General features: G+C 40.9%; 13 protein-coding genes. 3 read left to right on the forward strand and 10 right to left on the reverse strand.

What is annotated here, in order from left to right; all coding sequences use genetic code 11:
• Window positions 1-26: 26 nt before the first annotated feature.
• The gene (locus ACN0T8_RS10985) at window positions 27-914 is read right to left on the reverse strand and encodes a LysR family transcriptional regulator (RefSeq protein ID WP_417880664.1); all 888 of its coding nucleotides are present in this window, start codon (window positions 912-914) and stop codon (window positions 27-29) included.
• Window positions 915-1,075: 161 nt separating this feature from the next.
• Between ACN0T8_RS10985 and ACN0T8_RS10990 the strand changes: the two genes are divergently transcribed.
• A complete protein-coding gene (locus tag ACN0T8_RS10990; protein WP_417880665.1) occupies window positions 1,076-2,167 on the forward strand; it encodes an alkene reductase in 1,092 nt (363 codons plus the stop codon).
• 88 nt (window positions 2,168-2,255) lie between these two features.
• Here the strand turns inward: ACN0T8_RS10990 and malG are convergent, their stop codons facing one another.
• From malG to malE, 3 genes are all read right to left on the reverse strand, one after another.
• The gene (malG, locus tag ACN0T8_RS10995) at window positions 2,256-3,146 is read right to left on the reverse strand and encodes a maltose ABC transporter permease MalG (RefSeq protein ID WP_417880666.1); all 891 of its coding nucleotides are present in this window, start codon (window positions 3,144-3,146) and stop codon (window positions 2,256-2,258) included.
• Between the two features lie 11 nt (window positions 3,147-3,157).
• Window positions 3,158-4,711 (reverse strand): maltose ABC transporter permease MalF, encoded by a 1,554-nt coding sequence (gene malF / locus ACN0T8_RS11000; RefSeq protein ID WP_417880697.1) that lies wholly within the window; start codon window positions 4,709-4,711, stop codon window positions 3,158-3,160.
• Between the two features lie 355 nt (window positions 4,712-5,066).
• Window positions 5,067-6,245, reverse strand: a complete 1,179-nt coding sequence (gene malE / locus ACN0T8_RS11005; protein WP_417880667.1) for a maltose/maltodextrin ABC transporter substrate-binding protein MalE — start codon at window positions 6,243-6,245, stop codon at window positions 5,067-5,069.
• Between the two features lie 520 nt (window positions 6,246-6,765).
• Between malE and malK the strand changes: the two genes are divergently transcribed.
• Complete coding sequence (gene malK / locus ACN0T8_RS11010) at window positions 6,766-7,875, forward strand: maltose/maltodextrin ABC transporter ATP-binding protein MalK (RefSeq protein WP_417880668.1); 1,110 nt, start codon at window positions 6,766-6,768, stop codon at window positions 7,873-7,875.
• A 110-nt stretch (window positions 7,876-7,985) separates the two neighbouring features.
• Entirely contained in the window at window positions 7,986-8,912 is a 927-nt protein-coding gene (locus ACN0T8_RS11015; RefSeq protein ID WP_417880669.1) for a DMT family transporter, read from the forward strand.
• A gap of 209 nt (window positions 8,913-9,121) precedes the next feature.
• Here the strand turns inward: ACN0T8_RS11015 and ACN0T8_RS11020 are convergent, their stop codons facing one another.
• From ACN0T8_RS11020 to ACN0T8_RS11045, 6 genes are all read right to left on the reverse strand, one after another.
• A complete protein-coding gene (locus ACN0T8_RS11020; RefSeq protein ID WP_417880670.1) occupies window positions 9,122-9,760 on the reverse strand; it encodes a DapH/DapD/GlmU-related protein in 639 nt (212 codons plus the stop codon).
• Window positions 9,747-11,897 (reverse strand): peptidase domain-containing ABC transporter, encoded by a 2,151-nt coding sequence (locus tag ACN0T8_RS11025; protein ID WP_417880671.1) that lies wholly within the window; start codon window positions 11,895-11,897, stop codon window positions 9,747-9,749. The genes ACN0T8_RS11020 and ACN0T8_RS11025 overlap by 14 nt, the downstream gene beginning before the upstream one ends.
• Before the next feature lie 2 nt (window positions 11,898-11,899).
• On the reverse strand, window positions 11,900-13,111 hold the full coding sequence (locus tag ACN0T8_RS11030; protein WP_417880672.1) for an HlyD family secretion protein: 1,212 nt from the start codon (window positions 13,109-13,111) through the stop codon (window positions 11,900-11,902).
• 103 nt (window positions 13,112-13,214) lie between these two features.
• Window positions 13,215-14,204 carry a radical SAM protein gene (locus ACN0T8_RS11035; RefSeq protein ID WP_417880673.1) on the reverse strand — a complete coding sequence of 330 codons (990 nt, stop codon included), beginning with the start codon at window positions 14,202-14,204 and terminating at the stop codon, window positions 13,215-13,217.
• Between the two features lie 350 nt (window positions 14,205-14,554).
• Window positions 14,555-14,818 carry a hypothetical protein gene (locus ACN0T8_RS11040; RefSeq protein WP_417880674.1) on the reverse strand — a complete coding sequence of 88 codons (264 nt, stop codon included), beginning with the start codon at window positions 14,816-14,818 and terminating at the stop codon, window positions 14,555-14,557.
• Window positions 14,819-15,303: 485 nt separating this feature from the next.
• Complete coding sequence (locus ACN0T8_RS11045; protein ID WP_417880675.1) at window positions 15,304-15,591, reverse strand: hypothetical protein; 288 nt, start codon at window positions 15,589-15,591, stop codon at window positions 15,304-15,306.
• Window positions 15,592-15,635: the final 44 nt, after the last annotated feature.

Here is a 15,635-nt window from a genome sequence, read left to right on the forward strand (position 1 = left end):
CTTTTAATCTTAAATATTGTTGCGATTTACGGCTCTAAAATGAGCTTATCTTGAATAAAATCTAGGAATAGTGAAATTCTTGATGCTAACGCACTTTGCTTATAATACACCGCTTGAATCGATTCCCTTCGGTTTGGGTGGTGTATTGCATTAGGTAACACTTCGACTAACGATCCATCGTTTAATTCACGGTGAATCATGTAATAAGATAAAGCCGTAATCCCCATCCCATTCATACATAGCAGTTTAATAACCTCACCACTGCTGGCCTTTAATTCAAAATGGAGCGCATTATTGGGTTCTTTTAAGTACCAGTTATTCAGGTGAGAAGCGTGTGAAAAGCCAATAAGACGATGTGCTGATAGTTGATCACTCTGCGTTGGCGTACCGTTCGTTTGCAAATAATCAGGACTAGCCACCAGCACCAATGGACTTTGCCCTAAGGCTCTTGCATGCAAGGTAGAATCTTTTAAATCACCGATTCGAATTGCCACATCGACCTTGTTATCTAATAGATCAACCACCGTATCATTGGTTGTAAGTTCCAACTCGACTTTCGGATAGCATTTCCTAAACTCTGGTAATAACGGCCCTAATTGATGGATCATAAACGCGAATGCGGCATCGATTCTTAACTTACCTACGGGCTCGGTTTGATGGGACAATAAATGTTGCTGGCCAAGCTCAAGGGTATTCAAAGCCTTTTGCACATAACCTTTAAAAACGACACCTTCTTCAGTCATTACTAACTTTCGAGTAGTACGATTAAACAAAGTGGTATCGAGTTGCTTTTCTAATCTGGCGATCGCTCTTGATAAGGTGGCGATCTGAATTCCCTCTTTTACCGATGCCTTTGAAAAGCTCTCACTTTCCGCCACCGCTAAAAAAGCCATTAAGTCTTCGGTTTTAATCATTTACACACTCTCATCTCAAGTCAGTTATCGAAATCAGTCGTCGAAATAATAGCTTTATTTGCATATTAATCAAAAGTAATTTGTATTTTTTGATATTAATGAAAATATCATCCTCTGATACCATGCCTACAATCAATAAGAAAACAGATATTAGGAATCCCATGTCAAATTCTCTTTTTACGCCAATCCAATTCGGTGACTTAACCTTAAACAACCGCATCGTCATGCCACCAATGACTCGATCTCGCGCAAAAGATGGCTGCGCTAACGCTATGATGGCGGAATATTATGCGCAACGTGCTGAAGCGGGTCTTATCATTTCTGAAGGCACGCAAATCTCTCAACTAGGCCAAGGTTATGCTTGGACACCGGGTATCTATTCTCCTGAGCAAGTTCAAGGCTGGAAGCTAGTCACCGATGCGGTACATGCAAAAGGCGGCAAAATCTTCGCTCAACTTTGGCACGTAGGCCGTGTAACTCACCCAAGCAATACCGGTGGTGTACAACCAATTTCATCGAGTGAACAAGCGGCAAAAGGCGTAAAAGTGTTTATTGATGAAAAAGATCAACCAAACTTTGTCGATACGGTACTACCAAGAGCCATGACTCACGATGACATCGAACATGTGAAAGAAGAATTCCACCAAGCAGCATTAAATGCCCTAGAAGCAGGCTTTGATGGAGTGGAATTGCACGCAGCAAATGGCTACTTAGTGAATCAATTTATCGATTCAGAAGCCAACCTTCGTGATGATGAATACGGTGGCAGCACTGAAAACCGTCTACGCTTCCTAGGTGAAGTAGTAGATCAATTGGTGGCGGTTGTGGGTAAAGAACGCGTCGGTGTTCGCCTTGCCCCATTTACTTGCTTAAATGGCACTGTAGATTCTGATCCAGAAACCACTTATGTAGAAGCGGCGAAATTACTGAACAGCAAAGGCATTGGCTACATTCATATTGCAGAAGTGGATTGGGATGACGCGCCAGATACACCAATTTCATTCAAACAAAATCTACGTCAGGCTTTTGATCAAACCATCATCCTAGCAGGCAAATATAACCCTGAAAAAGCCCAGCAAGCGTTAGAGCAAGGTTTTGCCGATATGGTGGCGTTTGGTCGTCCGTTTGTCGCCAACCCAGACTTAGTGACTCGCATTAAAAACCAATATCCACTCGCCGAACATAATCCAGATACGTTGTTTGGTGGCGCTGAGCAAGGCTTAACCGACTACCCTGTGTATTCTGAAGCTTAATAAAAATACTCATTAATAAAAAATGCCGCAGACTCTCATCTGCGGCATTCATTTTTAGTTTGAATGTTTAATTCGAAGTGCGTTGTATCTAGCCTTTCACACCACCAGCGGTTAAACCACCGACTAGGAACTTCTGAGCCAGCAAGAACACAATAGTAATTGGTAGTGCGGATAATACAGCTGCTGCGGCAAAGTCGCCCCACAAGTAGTTTTGTGGATACAAGTACTGCTGCATGCCGACTGCAAGCGTATATGAATCAACATCTCGTAGTAGTAATGACGCGACTGGTACTTCGGTCACGGCTGCGATAAAGGACAAGATAAATACCACCGCAAGAATTGGCACTGACAATGGCAACAAGACTAAGTGGAATGCCTGCCAAGGAGTTGCACCATCAAGTGCGGCCGCTTCTTCTAATGAATTATCAATCGATTCGAAGTAGCCTTTGATTGTCCATACGTGCAATGCAATACCACCCATGTAGGCAAACACTACACCACCGTGGGTATTCAAGCCTAAGAATGGAACATAAGTACCTAGACGATCGAACAATGCATATAACGCGACAAGTGCTAGTACTGCTGGGAACATTTGGAAAATCAGCATAGAGCGCAAGATAACGGTTTTGCCTTTAAACTTCATGCGAGCAAAGGCATATGCACAAGTGGTTGAAAGCACGACAATACCAATCGCTGTTAAGCCCGCGACTTTCACTGAGTTCCAAAGCCATAACAATACAGGAAATGGCGGTTTAGTCACTGTGCCATCTGCGTGTACTACATCAAAGCCTAATGCCAATTTCCAGTGTTCTAACGATGGGTTACGTGGAATCAAATCTCCTGCTGCGTAGTTACCTTCACGGAAGGAAATTGCAATCACCATCAAAAGTGGGAACATCATCAATGCTAAGAAGATCCACATTCCAATATGCGTTGCCCAAACACGGTACTTCAAAGATTTAGGTTGAACTATAGCCATGTTGAATCTCCCTATTCTGTTTCTAATTTAGTGAACTTCATATTCAGTAGTGATAATCCGCCCACTAATAAGAAGATAAGTGTGGCAATCGCACCGGCTAGACCAAAGTCTTGACCGCCAGCACCTTCAAACGCGATACGGTAGGTATAGCTCACTAATAAATCGGTGTGACCGGCAGGAACACTGGTTCCAATCATATCTGGCGCACCGTTAGTTAATAATTGAATCAGTACGAAGTTATTGAAGTTAAAAGCAAAGCTGGCGATTAATAGCGGCACCATAGGTTTCACTAATAACGGCAGCGTGATTTTCATAAAATTATCAATTGGGCCAGCACCATCCATTGCTGATGCTTCATATAAATCATCAGGAATCGCTTTTAACATCCCCATCGCAAGGATCATCATGTAGGGGTAACCTAGCCAAGTATTAACAATAATGATCATAGTTTTAGCAAGGAACGGATCGGTAAACCAAGCCGGACTCAAACCAAACAAGCCTTGTAATAACTGATTGATCTCACCGAAGCTTTGATTAAATAAACCTTTGAATATCAAGATAGAAATAAACGCTGGTACGGCATAAGGTAGAATCAATAGCACGCGGTAAATCCCACGGCCTTTCAACGCTTCCCAAGAAACAATTTGCGCTAGAATCACGCCCATTGCCAAAGTCAGAACCACGGTTGCCGCTGCGAATACCACAGTCCAAACAAAGATTTTAAAGAATGGCCCTTGAATACCTGGGTCATTGAAAATGCGAGTAAAATTGTCAAAGCCAATATTAACAATAAAGCCTGGAGTAATGTGATCACCAATAAACTGACCACTCTCATCAACCGGTTGATAATAACCAATCTCATAGTTTGGTTTTAACACTTGCTCGGTTTGATTGTTAACTAAGGTTTCGCCATCAGCATCTAAACTGTAAAGCGGTTTTACTTGAGCGAATTTACGCAAGCCAGACATCACTAACGCTTCACCATCCGGTGTTTGTACTTCAAGTTGATTTAACACGCTACGGTGTTGTATCACGGCTTTTAATGGCGCTTTTTTGCCAGGAAGTTCTGTTGCAGGGGTTAATTCAAGGTGTTTTTCAACCGACCCCTCAGACAAAGAAACTGGTTGAGATATTAACCAATGATCACCTTGTTTTAAGGCAATCGAATACACATCATCATGCTGACGTAGCTCGAAGTGATAACTATCACCACTTTGAAAGCTCTGCTCAAGCAATACGCCTTGGGTTCGTTGAAAGCTAAGCTGATTAGCACCACTGTAGTTAGTAAATGCCAGTCCAATGGTATAAATCAATGGGAAAATGATAAACAAGATCATGCCTGCAACACCCGGATAGATGTAACGATGAGCATAAGTACGCTTACGAGCAAACACGTACACACCCATTGAAGCAAGCACTAGGGTAAGCAAAGCAAAGGCAAACTCACCACGTGCGTACATCAGTACAATCGCATAGCCATTCAAAAGAGTAATCGCTGAAAGTACGAGCGTTTTCAGCCAAGGAAAAGGACGAGGCGCAGAATGTGGCGCAAGACTAGATGACATAATATTCGCTGACATATTAAATTCCGTTTCTGTATCGAGTTCACTTTGCGCACTATGCCACAGAGTAAAATTCGAAAGCTTTTGAAACTGCATAAGTGGGACGTTTTAACGCACACTATTCATGGGTTAAAAATATACTCTTCGTACTTGAAACTGCAGCTTTGTTGACAGCGTTCATTCGCCCCAATCACATAGACAGGCTATGCTCATGGGGCCTCATTCACTAGTCGCCTCGCTGCAATTCCAATTACTTTGAGTATGTAACACCCAAAATTAAAGCAGACGGATAACTTACAAAATAAAGGGAGGAGAGATTCCCCCTCCCTCGCAATCCTCAAGTGAGGACAATTTGACTTTATTTAGTCATGCGCTCAGCAACAGTGTTAAGCGCTTCTTCTACTGATTGGCGACCATTGACTACGTTGCCGATTGCCGCTTTCTCTGCATACCAGAAGGCAGACATTTGAGAAATATTTGGCATGATTTCACCGGTTTCCGCATTCGCCATCGTGGCAGCAATACGTGGATCTTTAGCCAGCTCTTCTTGATAAGACTTTAATGCAACTGCACCTAATGGGGTATCATCATTCACTGCTTTCAAACCATCGCGAGTCAGCATGTAGTTTTCAATAAACTCTACCGCTAAATCTTTGTTTGGTGATGCAGAGCTAATGCCTGCCGTTAATACACCGACGAAAGGTTTTGAAGGATTACCATTAAACATTGGCAGTTTCGCTACGCCGTAGTTGATGCCTGCTTTATCAATGTTTGCCCAAGACCAAGGGCCATTAATCGTCATCGCCACTTCGCCTTTGTTAAAGCCAGATTCCGCAATGGTGTAATCCACATCTGGTGAAATAACATCTTGATCGACTAAACCTTTCACAAAGTTCATCGCATTTTGCGCGCCTTTGTTATTTACACCGACATCTTTTGGATTGTACGCACCATTTTCAAACTTAAATGCGTAACCGCCATCAGAGGCTAGCACTGGCCAAGTAAAAAAAGGTTCAGACAAGTTCCACATAATTGCTTTCTTGCCATCTTTTTGTAGTTTCTTATCAAGTGCAGCAATATCTTCCCAATTCTTTGGCGGTGTCTTAATGAGGTCTTTGTTATAGATAAGAGATAATGATTCTACCGCTACAGGGTAACCAATATACTTACCTTCATAAGACACTGCATCCCAAGTGAAATCTGCAAATTTCGATTTAAAATCAGCCGATGGTTTTACTTCTGCAAGTAAACCTGCTTGAGCATAGCCGCCAAAACGGTCGTGTGCCCAAAGAACAATATCAGGACCATCGCCAGTAGAGGCTAATTGAGGAAACTTCTCTTCGAGTTTATCTGGGTGAGAGACCGTTACTTTAATACCGGTATCTTCTTCAAACTTCTTACCTACTTCCGCAAGGCCGTTGTATCCTTTATCACCATTGATCCAAATGGTAAGTTGACCTTCTTCAATAGCAGCATGTGCACTTACACCACTTAATGCTAGGCTACATAAAATGGCAGTATTGAGGACTTTTTTCATTTCCATGATCCTTTCTATTGTTCTTCTTTAAATGTTACGCCTATACCCTTATTAGGTATAACGCAACAATTGTAGGGCTCGTTTCACAAGCAATACCCTTATTAGGTATGGAAAAATAATGCGATAATTCCTACCCGCCTACATCCTCCTAACTTCTACGCCCCCCATCAACAAAATGACTTTTGTGACTTAGGTTCACAATATTTTTTATCTCAAGCGAAAAATGGACAATAAATGTGAGCAGACGCACATAATAACAAGGCATTTTACCTGCATTTTGCTGTAAATAAAAAAGTGTGATCTAGGCACTCATCCCCCTGCATCCACCAAAAATTAAATGACTAGGGAGGAGGTTTATTGATAGGTTTTCGGTAAGATAACTCCCATAGTCGCCTTTACATTGATCATTAAAATGTAAATAACGCATGAATAATCAATATGTTTGGATGATAAAAAACTTTTAACATTCATTATCTAGACATTGGAAATCTATTAGAAAAATAATCAGAAGGAAGACCCGATGACGAGTGTGACTCTACGAAAAGTTTGTAAGGCGTATGGAGACAACCTCATTTCTAAAGACGTGGATTTGGAGATCCAAGATGGCGAGTTTGTGGTCTTTGTCGGTCCATCAGGTTGTGGTAAGTCTACCCTACTACGTTGTATTGCCGGTTTAGAAGATATCACTTCTGGTGAGCTTTTCATCGGTGATACCAAAATGAATGACGTACCGCCTTCTGAGCGTGGTGTCGGCATGGTATTCCAATCTTATGCTTTATATCCACATTTAAACTTATTCGATAATATGTCATTCGGTTTAAAACTGGCGAAAGAAGATAAAGCGAAAATCAAATCTCGCGTTGATCATGCCGCGGATATTCTGCAACTTGGTCACTTACTTGAACGTAAACCAAAAGCATTATCTGGTGGTCAACGTCAACGTGTCGCCATTGGTCGTACTCTCGTCGCGCAACCAGAAGTGTTCTTATTAGATGAACCGCTTTCTAACCTAGATGCCGCCTTGCGTGTACAAATGCGTATTGAACTGGCAAAACTGCATAAGAAACTTGGCTGTACCATGATCTACGTAACGCACGATCAGGTAGAAGCCATGACCATGGCAGATAAAATCGTTGTACTCGACGGTGGTAGTGTTTCTCAACTCGGTAAACCATTAGAGCTTTACCACTACCCTGAAAACCGTTTTGTCGCAGGCTTCATTGGCTCACCAAAAATGAACTTCATTAATGTTCACGTTAAAGAAGTAGAAGCTGAACGCGTGAAAGTAGAACTGGCAAGCCAGGCATCATTCTGGATCCAAGTCGATGGTTCAACGGTTGAAACCGGCGCTCGTATGTCACTAGGTGTCCGCCCTGAACATTTATTGCCAAGTGGTGAAGGCGATGTAGTGATTCAAGGTAAAGTCCAAGTAGTCGAAAAACTTGGTAATGAAACTCAAGTTTACTTAAGCCTTGATAATGTCGATGCCGATTTCATCTACCGTGAAAACGATACCTTAGATGTCGATTCTGGTGATACCTTCCAAATCGGCATTCCCGCTCACCGTTGTCACCTCTTCCACAGCGATGGCCGTGCATGTAAACGCCTATTTAAAGAACGCGGCGTTTAATACATAACCAATTTAATGTCCTAGAAGTGCCTTTGCCCCAACGAATATTAGTTTGGGGCTTTTTTTGCTATATTGACCACCTCTTTTCATCCCCCTCTTTTGGTAGTTTTATGAAGCAGTCTACTGACGACATTTTCACGCGTCTTCCTATCGTTTTTTCTATTGCGATTTTATGTACTCTTTTATGGGGTAGTGCTTATCCGGCGATCAAAACTGGTTATGCATTATTATCGATTGAAGCGCATGATGTGGCCTCTCAAATGGTGTTTGCGGGTCAACGTTTCTTCTTGGCGGGAATATTTTTGTTCATCATTGCGCGCATTCTTAAAAAGCCAAGCATGGAGATGACGCTGCCGAAATTTAGCCAGCTGGCAGCATTAGGTTTGAGTCAAACCACGCTACAGTACATCTTCTTTTATATTGGTTTGGCGTACACCACCGGCGTGAAGGCGTCGATCATGAACGCAACCGGTACATTTTTTAGTGTGCTTTTAGCGCATTTCATTTATCAAAATGATCGCTTAACCCATCGTAAAGCCCTAGGTTGTGCGATTGGCTTTCTTGGCGTATTTATCGTGAACTTTCATAGCTCATTGCTTGATTTTCAATTTAGCTTAGCAGGTGAAGGTTCAATTGTTGTAGCGGCGTTCTTCCTAGCTTCAGCTTCTATTTACGGCAAGCGTCTATCACAAAAAATGGATGCAATGCTAATGACTGCGTGGCAACTGGCAATTGGTGGCGCGGCGTTGTTGGTGATTGGCTATCTATCTGGCGGTCACAGTGGCGAGTTTCATTTTTCGAGCGTGTTATTGCTGATTTATTTAGCTCTACTGTCTTCGGCAGCCTTTGCGCTGTGGAGCATTTTACTCAAGCATAACCCTGTTGGCATGATCACCATCTTTAACTTTTTAATTCCGATTTTCGGCAGTTTATTATCCGCCCTATTCTTAAATGAAAGTATTTTAGAATGGAAGAATCTACTTGCCTTGATGCTAGTTTGTTCGGGGATTTACCTAGTTACGCGTAGTAAGCGCTAATAGCTTTTGAACTAGACCCAAAGTAATTGGAGTTGCAGTGAGGCAACAAGTGAATGAGGCCCCAATCTCATAGCTAGTCTATGCGATTGGGGCGAATGAATGCTGTTAATAAAGCTGCAACTTCAAGCACTAGGGTATATAACAGGACCACACAACTAGTATTACTAGCTAAAGACAAAGAAACTTCATTTCTTCTCTTGCATTTTCGGCTAATTTAATCCTATTTTCTTTATAGTGCACGGGTTGCCCGCAGCCATGCAATTAGCAGGAATATTCTTTGTTACAACGCTACCAGCACCTATAACCACACCATCGCCAATATTTACACCAGGTAAAATAATGCAACCATAGCCTATCCATACATCATTGCCAATTGTAACAGGCTCTGCCTTTAAATTATCAAATTCATCTGAATGGCCTCGATTGGAAAGTGCGTGGCCACTGCAATCCATAACCACTACATTTGGACCAAAAATAACATTGTTACCTATTGAGACTTTTTTATAAGAACAAATTGAAGTTCCTTGAAGAACACACCCTTTACCGATAAAAATTTCACCAAAAGGCTTGTCTTTCACCGAAACACTAGTGAGCTTTGTAATGCCAGAAGGAAAGGCAGGACAGTTGGAAGATTCAATATAACAGCCTGAATCAATAGCGATCACCTCACTCCCTTTTGGTAAACTTTCGAATTCTTGAGAGCCGACTTTGGTCAAGGTAATAGATGGGCACCCAGAAAATGTCACCCAATTTTCTAAACCAAAGTATCGGCCATATTGATCCATCAATTCAGCCTCAGACAATTCAGAATGACTATTTGGGCACAGTATTCGTTCAGATTGATACATCTTGAGTTTCCTTTCTAAAATTATGGGGGATCTCTTGAATAGTGCCACCATCCAGGAGTAAAACTCTATCAGCCGACGCAATAGTTTCTGGGCGATGGGCAATCATCAAAATGGGGATATTGATTTCTTTAAACATCAGGCAAACAAACGACTCTGTATAAATATCTAAGCTACTTGTCGCTTCATCCAGCACCAGAAATTTAGGTTTCTTGTACAAAGCTCGTGCGATGAGGATTCTTTGTTTTTGACCACCGGAAAGACTAGAGCCCATCTCACCAACCAGAGTGTGATATCCCATATTTAAGCGCTCTATATCATCGTGAACACCCGCTCTACGAGCACACTCAACAAGCCACTCTTCATCCAAATCACCAGCGAAGAATGTAATATTCTCGATAATTGAACCACTAAATAGTTGGTCCTCTTGTAATACTGCTCCAACTTGAGTTCGAAGCGATTTAGAGGCCATCGATTTATTACCAAAATAGTTAATGCTACCCGATGTGACTGAATAGATACCCAATAGAAGCTTTGAAATTGTTGACTTGCCACAACCAGATGCTCCGACTAACGCAACAATTTCATTACTTTTGACACTAAAACTTGCACCATTAAGAATAAGGGGCTGATCTTTTCCATAGGAAAAGTAAACGTTATCAAACTCAATAGCATGATCTCCTTGACTATTGGTTACGATAGGCAGCCCCATGGCATCAGGAACGCTATCCGTTTCTTTTTCAGTTAAGACAATATCCGCTAAACGCTCGTTGTACACAGACAACATCTTAAACTCGAAGTACTTATTGATTAAAGAGCTAATGCTGGCAGAAAATCGACCTTGATATGAAAGGAATGCCATAAGCATGCCGATTGTAAAAAGTCCATCCAGCACCAAATTTGCACCAAACCAAAGAACCGTCGCTGAAACAAGGCTAACAATGGTCACATTCATTGTATTGTAGATCATCCCAAGCTTCTGCTCGTGTAGCTGCGCATTTCTGCGATTAATATTAAGGTTTCGCCAAGACGACTCTCGCCAAGGTAGCGTCCCATTAACTCTCAAGCTCAATACACCACGCACTGTCTCAATAAAATAGCTTTCCTCTTGAGTGCTAGCTTCCCATGTGTTTTCTTCAGCACGCTTAAACGCACCAAACCAAGCGAATCGAAGAATGATATAACCCAATGCAGCAGCGATGGCAATGAGTGAAAGTTTGGGGCTATAAACCAACATAACCGACAATGTGCCAACGACTAATACTAAGTCGAGTAGAGCTTGAATTACGCTAGTTGTTAACGTCTGCTGAATGACATCTACAGAAGCAAATTTAGCACTAATACTTCCTATATCTCTTTTCTCAAACCAATCTATCGGTAACCGGAACAAATGATGGAAAACATTCGCAGCCCACTGCATATTAAAGTTCACGGAAAGCTTGATTGTCGCCCACTGCTGAGCAAGACCAATTAGAGTTTGAGTAGCTGTTACCATCAGTATGGCCCCAATGACGAGTACAAGAAGATTTTTATCGTACCCAACCAAAACTTCATCAATGACAATTTGATTGAAAATAGGTAACGTGAGTGCCAACACTTCCAAAACCAATGCGAACACAAAAATTCGGCCTAACGCTCCTTTAAGGCCAACGGTTTTACCAATAAGCATTGATAGCCGAACGGCTTTACTTTCCACTTTTTCTTCAAAGTCATGAGTTGGTGTTAGCTCTAGCGCGATCCCTGTGAAATGTTTATTGACCTCATCAGGGCTTAGTGTCAATGCACCATTGGCAGGATCATGAATTTCAATTCTCTTCCCACTCACTTTTTTTAGCACAACGAAATGATTTAGATTCCAATGCAAAATACATGGTGTAGATAATTGTTCTAACTCATGCAAGTCTAAGCGAACCGCTCGACCCGAAAGTTTCAGTAATTCACCACACTCGATGAGCCGTGCAAACGACATTCCGTGCTGAGTAATACCACACTTTACCCTAAGCGACCTTAGATCTGTTTTATATCCGTGCCAATCAGCAACCATCGCTAAGCAAGCGATACCACATTCAGCTTTTTCAGTTTGTCGGATTAAAGAGAGTTTTTTACCCCAACTCCAATCAATAATGCCTTCTGAATGCATTATCAAATTCTCCCTTTTATTGTGTACAAGGGCTCTAATAACCACTCGTAGATCTTACGAGTATCCAATTCAATGTCTGCGGTCAGTGTCATCCCAGGAACAAACAGTTGCTCTTCCCCATAAATTGTGATGGTGGGCTTATCTAATTTAACTCTCACTTGGTACAAACCCACTCCACCATTAGCACGAGAAAGTTGGCTTTGTATTAGCGGGCTATTTGGTAACATTTCTGCTGAAACGGCTGATTTTGATATTGATGAAATAACGCCTTGCTGAACACCAAACTTTTCATAAGGAAAGGCATCAAACCGTAAACGAACACCCTGACCTTTTTGAAGGAAGCCTATGCTACGGCTGGATGCATAAAGTTCAACGACGGCAGGCTCTTCGCCTTTTGGAATAACCACTAATAGCGGTTGCCCTTTATTGACTGAATGACCTTCCTTGACGAAGATGGACGCAACGACACCGTCAATTGGTGATACAACCTGAGTGTCTGTTTGATAAAAGTACTCAATCTTACTTTGAGCGATTTGTTGAAGCTGGCGATCTATTTCTTGTAAGGCAATATCAAGTTCTAACTGAAGTGTATTTTTCGTTTCTTCTAGTTTAGCTTTTTCTCTTACTAAACGCTGTAAATTAAGACGTTGTGTTTGTACCTTAGTTTCTAATGTTATCAATTCGAGTCTTTGTTTTTGAAATTCAATCGAAGATATGAAGCGCTTATTGACTAATACTTGCTGTTTATCAACCAGACTTTGAGCAAGGGTCAGCTCTTGTTCAGATAAATCGACGACCAACTTCAGTATTCCAGCCTCTTCTGACAAGCCTATTAGGTCATCATTAATTACTTCTAGCTGGTGCTGAGATTTTTCAATCTCTTTACTCCTGCGAGCATTTAATAAAGTAATTTGATTTTCTATGGTGGCAACAATACGCTTTTTTACACCTTGACCAAACTCATCATATCTCTCGGTTTTGATTTCATATAATGGTTCGCCTGCGAGTACTTTTTGACCTTCAACAACAAATACATTTTCGGCATATCCTTCATCATTAGCCTGTACCTTTACAATACCGCCAGTCGGACTAACCACACCATTCAGTGTATCTCTGCGCGTATATTCAGCAAAAACAACGAAAACAAGGATAGTCATCAGAACAAATAGTGACGCCGCTACAAACAGATGTTGATTCAAGGAAGCATCAATCAAAATTGAACCTTGATTATCTGACTTCTGCGCCTCAAAATACTCTGGTCGGTATAAATGCTTGGCTCTTGCTACCACGGGTAATCCTTTACCTAATTAATCGAGACTATAGTTGAGTTACTTCAATTTGTTGTTCTTTATTTTCAATAAGCCTTGTGTTGATCTTTTTTGAAGAGAGGTCCACACCACATTGACAAATCTTAGTCCTGCACTTTGTAGGATGAGTAGGTAGCTTAATGCTTTCATCATAAATGGAACCAATAGGCCCATCCTGCATACACCAAGCGCGATAGATATCGCCACTGAAGGTGACGACTAAGCTATCAATCCCCGCATAGCAATCCCAGCCAATAAAATTGGTCTGGTCATTAGCGATTAGATCAAAAGTCGACAGGTTTTCCGTTGTACCATCAGAATAATTCACTTCTAATTCAGCCATTGATGGCGGAAGTGATTTGAGTTCCGGTCGACCACGAAAGTCTTTCATTATTTGTTCTTGTTCGCCCGTATACGGATACTTTTGGGTAATCCCCCCATGACCAAAACCTTCAAATAGAGGCTGAAGAGCAATAGAGCAACGGATTTCTTGTTTTAGCCTATTTGCAAACGCTAGGCAGTCATCAAACCGCTCAGGAGCCATCATCACGTTGACGTGGAAACGAGTAGTTCTAGAAGACTCAAGAACTTTAGACACTTCGATAAAATGAGATTCACTCTTAATATCATTAATATGAAAACTTAAACTTACACCACTTAAGAAATGAGCATTTTCATTCCACCATTGCAATGACTTTGAACCATTAGAAATAATACTAATTAGTCCATGACGATCATGAATTAACTTAATTATATCTGGAAAATACCTTAGTAACGTAACTTCGCCGCCCCCAAACTCAAAACATGGCGTCAACCTCGATCTATTTGAATGCTCAAAAAGCAACTCAATAAAATCAACTACAACTTCATAAGGTGGTGCTTTAATAGAACCACTATTTAAGTCTGAATGACAATAATTGCATTTGTAGTTACAATTATTCATTAATGCCCAATTCACACTTAAAAATGAATCACGTGATAATATTTTTACAATATCCATATTGTATAATCCTCAATAAATAGAATGTGGATTTTTTTTCAAGGCATGCTCGAAGGACTTCCTGTCACAACCTTAACAAGTTGACAAAAACAACACCGTTTTGCGACTATCATTTTGGAGTGGGCATTCACTCACAGGTGAGCTCATTTTTCTGTATTTACTGCATAAATACAGGTCGCTACACACGACCTGTATTATTTATTTTTTATAGTAAGACTTAACTAATAGTACATGGATTATGAATGTCACAAATAAGACTAGTCTTAAATAAAAATTCAGATCTGTTTTAAACGCCACGTAACCAATTAGGCTAGCCATAATAGCTGTGGAAGTTAAATATATGAAGCGCATTAGAAGTTGCACATCCCCCCTCCAAAGCCAAAGCCACCTGCTCCCCCAGCAGCAGCACCTATACTCTTAGCGCCAAATCCTGCGGCACCTCCTAACGCAGCAAAAGCACCTTGGCAAGCCGCATTCGCAAGCTGACTCCTACCTGCATCACCTTGAGGACCAGCCATTTGATTTATTGCACTAGGCGAGGCCGGGTAACCACTGCTATTACCATCCCCACCACCATCAACCATTGAAATTTCATCAACACTTAAGTTATACATAAGTTATTCCCTTATATTTAATTACAGTAAAAGAGTACTGCGCTCATAGAAATCACCTTGTTAACCATCCCTTATCATTGGTATATCCTTGGTACAATCAAACTTTATTGAACCATATATCGCCCCTAAATAGACATCAATAGAGTTATTATTTACAAACCAAAATACACCTCTTACAAGGTGTTTTTTTTAATCGGACAATAAAAAACAGCCAAAAAATACATTAATATTATAAAAACAATCTTCATAAAAAGGTTAACATCAAGACCAGCGACATAATAAGAACAAACCACAACAAAAAATAGAACCAATGAGTAATTAATATTATTCACCTTCCAAATAACATCACAATTAGAACACCTCACCTCTTTCCAAGTGACTAAATTATACTTATCGAAAAAACTTAATCTAACTTTATTACAGTTAGGACAATACATAAAAACCCATAATAACTTTAAACTATAAATATTATCCATAATGGTCATTTAATATCCGTAACCACCTCTGGAGCCACCAGCTTGCATCATTCCACCACCAGAATCCAACCCATTACCTCCATAATTTTGATTTGTTCCTGTACCAACACCACTATTATTACTATAACTCCCTTGAATACTACCAATACTATAAGCAATACCTAACACTGGATGTACACGACTTAAAGCCAAACCAATTCCTATATTTAAAAAACCAGACCCCCAGTTCGAACTGTTTTCATTACCATCACCACCACCATCAACTAGACAAATTTCTTCTGTGTTTAAGTTATACATAGCTCATTTCCTTATATTTAATTACAGTAAAATAGTACTGCGCT

Origin of the sequence: Vibrio sp. (genome assembly GCF_048266485.1) — a bacterium.
Taxonomy (GTDB): Bacteria; Pseudomonadota; Gammaproteobacteria; order Enterobacterales; family Vibrionaceae; genus Vibrio.

What these genes read in the sequence shown, in the direction of transcription:
- ACN0T8_RS10985 (WP_417880664.1), bottom strand. Translation starts at nt 914, where the DNA reads ATGATTAAAACCGAAGACTTAATGGCTTTTTTAGCGGTGGCGGAAAGT.
- ACN0T8_RS10990 (WP_417880665.1), top strand. Translation starts at nt 1,076, where the DNA reads ATGTCAAATTCTCTTTTTACGCCAATCCAATTCGGTGACTTAACCTTA.
- malG (WP_417880666.1), bottom strand. Translation starts at nt 3,146, where the DNA reads ATGGCTATAGTTCAACCTAAATCTTTGAAGTACCGTGTTTGGGCAACG.
- malF (WP_417880697.1), bottom strand. Translation starts at nt 4,711, where the DNA reads ATGTCATCTAGTCTTGCGCCACATTCTGCGCCTCGTCCTTTTCCTTGG.
- malE (WP_417880667.1), bottom strand. Translation starts at nt 6,245, where the DNA reads ATGAAAAAAGTCCTCAATACTGCCATTTTATGTAGCCTAGCATTAAGT.
- malK (WP_417880668.1), top strand. Translation starts at nt 6,766, where the DNA reads ATGACGAGTGTGACTCTACGAAAAGTTTGTAAGGCGTATGGAGACAAC.
- ACN0T8_RS11015 (WP_417880669.1), top strand. Translation starts at nt 7,986, where the DNA reads ATGAAGCAGTCTACTGACGACATTTTCACGCGTCTTCCTATCGTTTTT.
- ACN0T8_RS11020 (WP_417880670.1), bottom strand. Translation starts at nt 9,760, where the DNA reads ATGTATCAATCTGAACGAATACTGTGCCCAAATAGTCATTCTGAATTG.
- ACN0T8_RS11025 (WP_417880671.1), bottom strand. Translation starts at nt 11,897, where the DNA reads ATGCATTCAGAAGGCATTATTGATTGGAGTTGGGGTAAAAAACTCTCT.
- ACN0T8_RS11035 (WP_417880673.1), bottom strand. Translation starts at nt 14,204, where the DNA reads ATGGATATTGTAAAAATATTATCACGTGATTCATTTTTAAGTGTGAAT.
- ACN0T8_RS11040 (WP_417880674.1), bottom strand. Translation starts at nt 14,818, where the DNA reads ATGTATAACTTAAGTGTTGATGAAATTTCAATGGTTGATGGTGGTGGG.
- ACN0T8_RS11045 (WP_417880675.1), bottom strand. Translation starts at nt 15,591, where the DNA reads ATGTATAACTTAAACACAGAAGAAATTTGTCTAGTTGATGGTGGTGGT.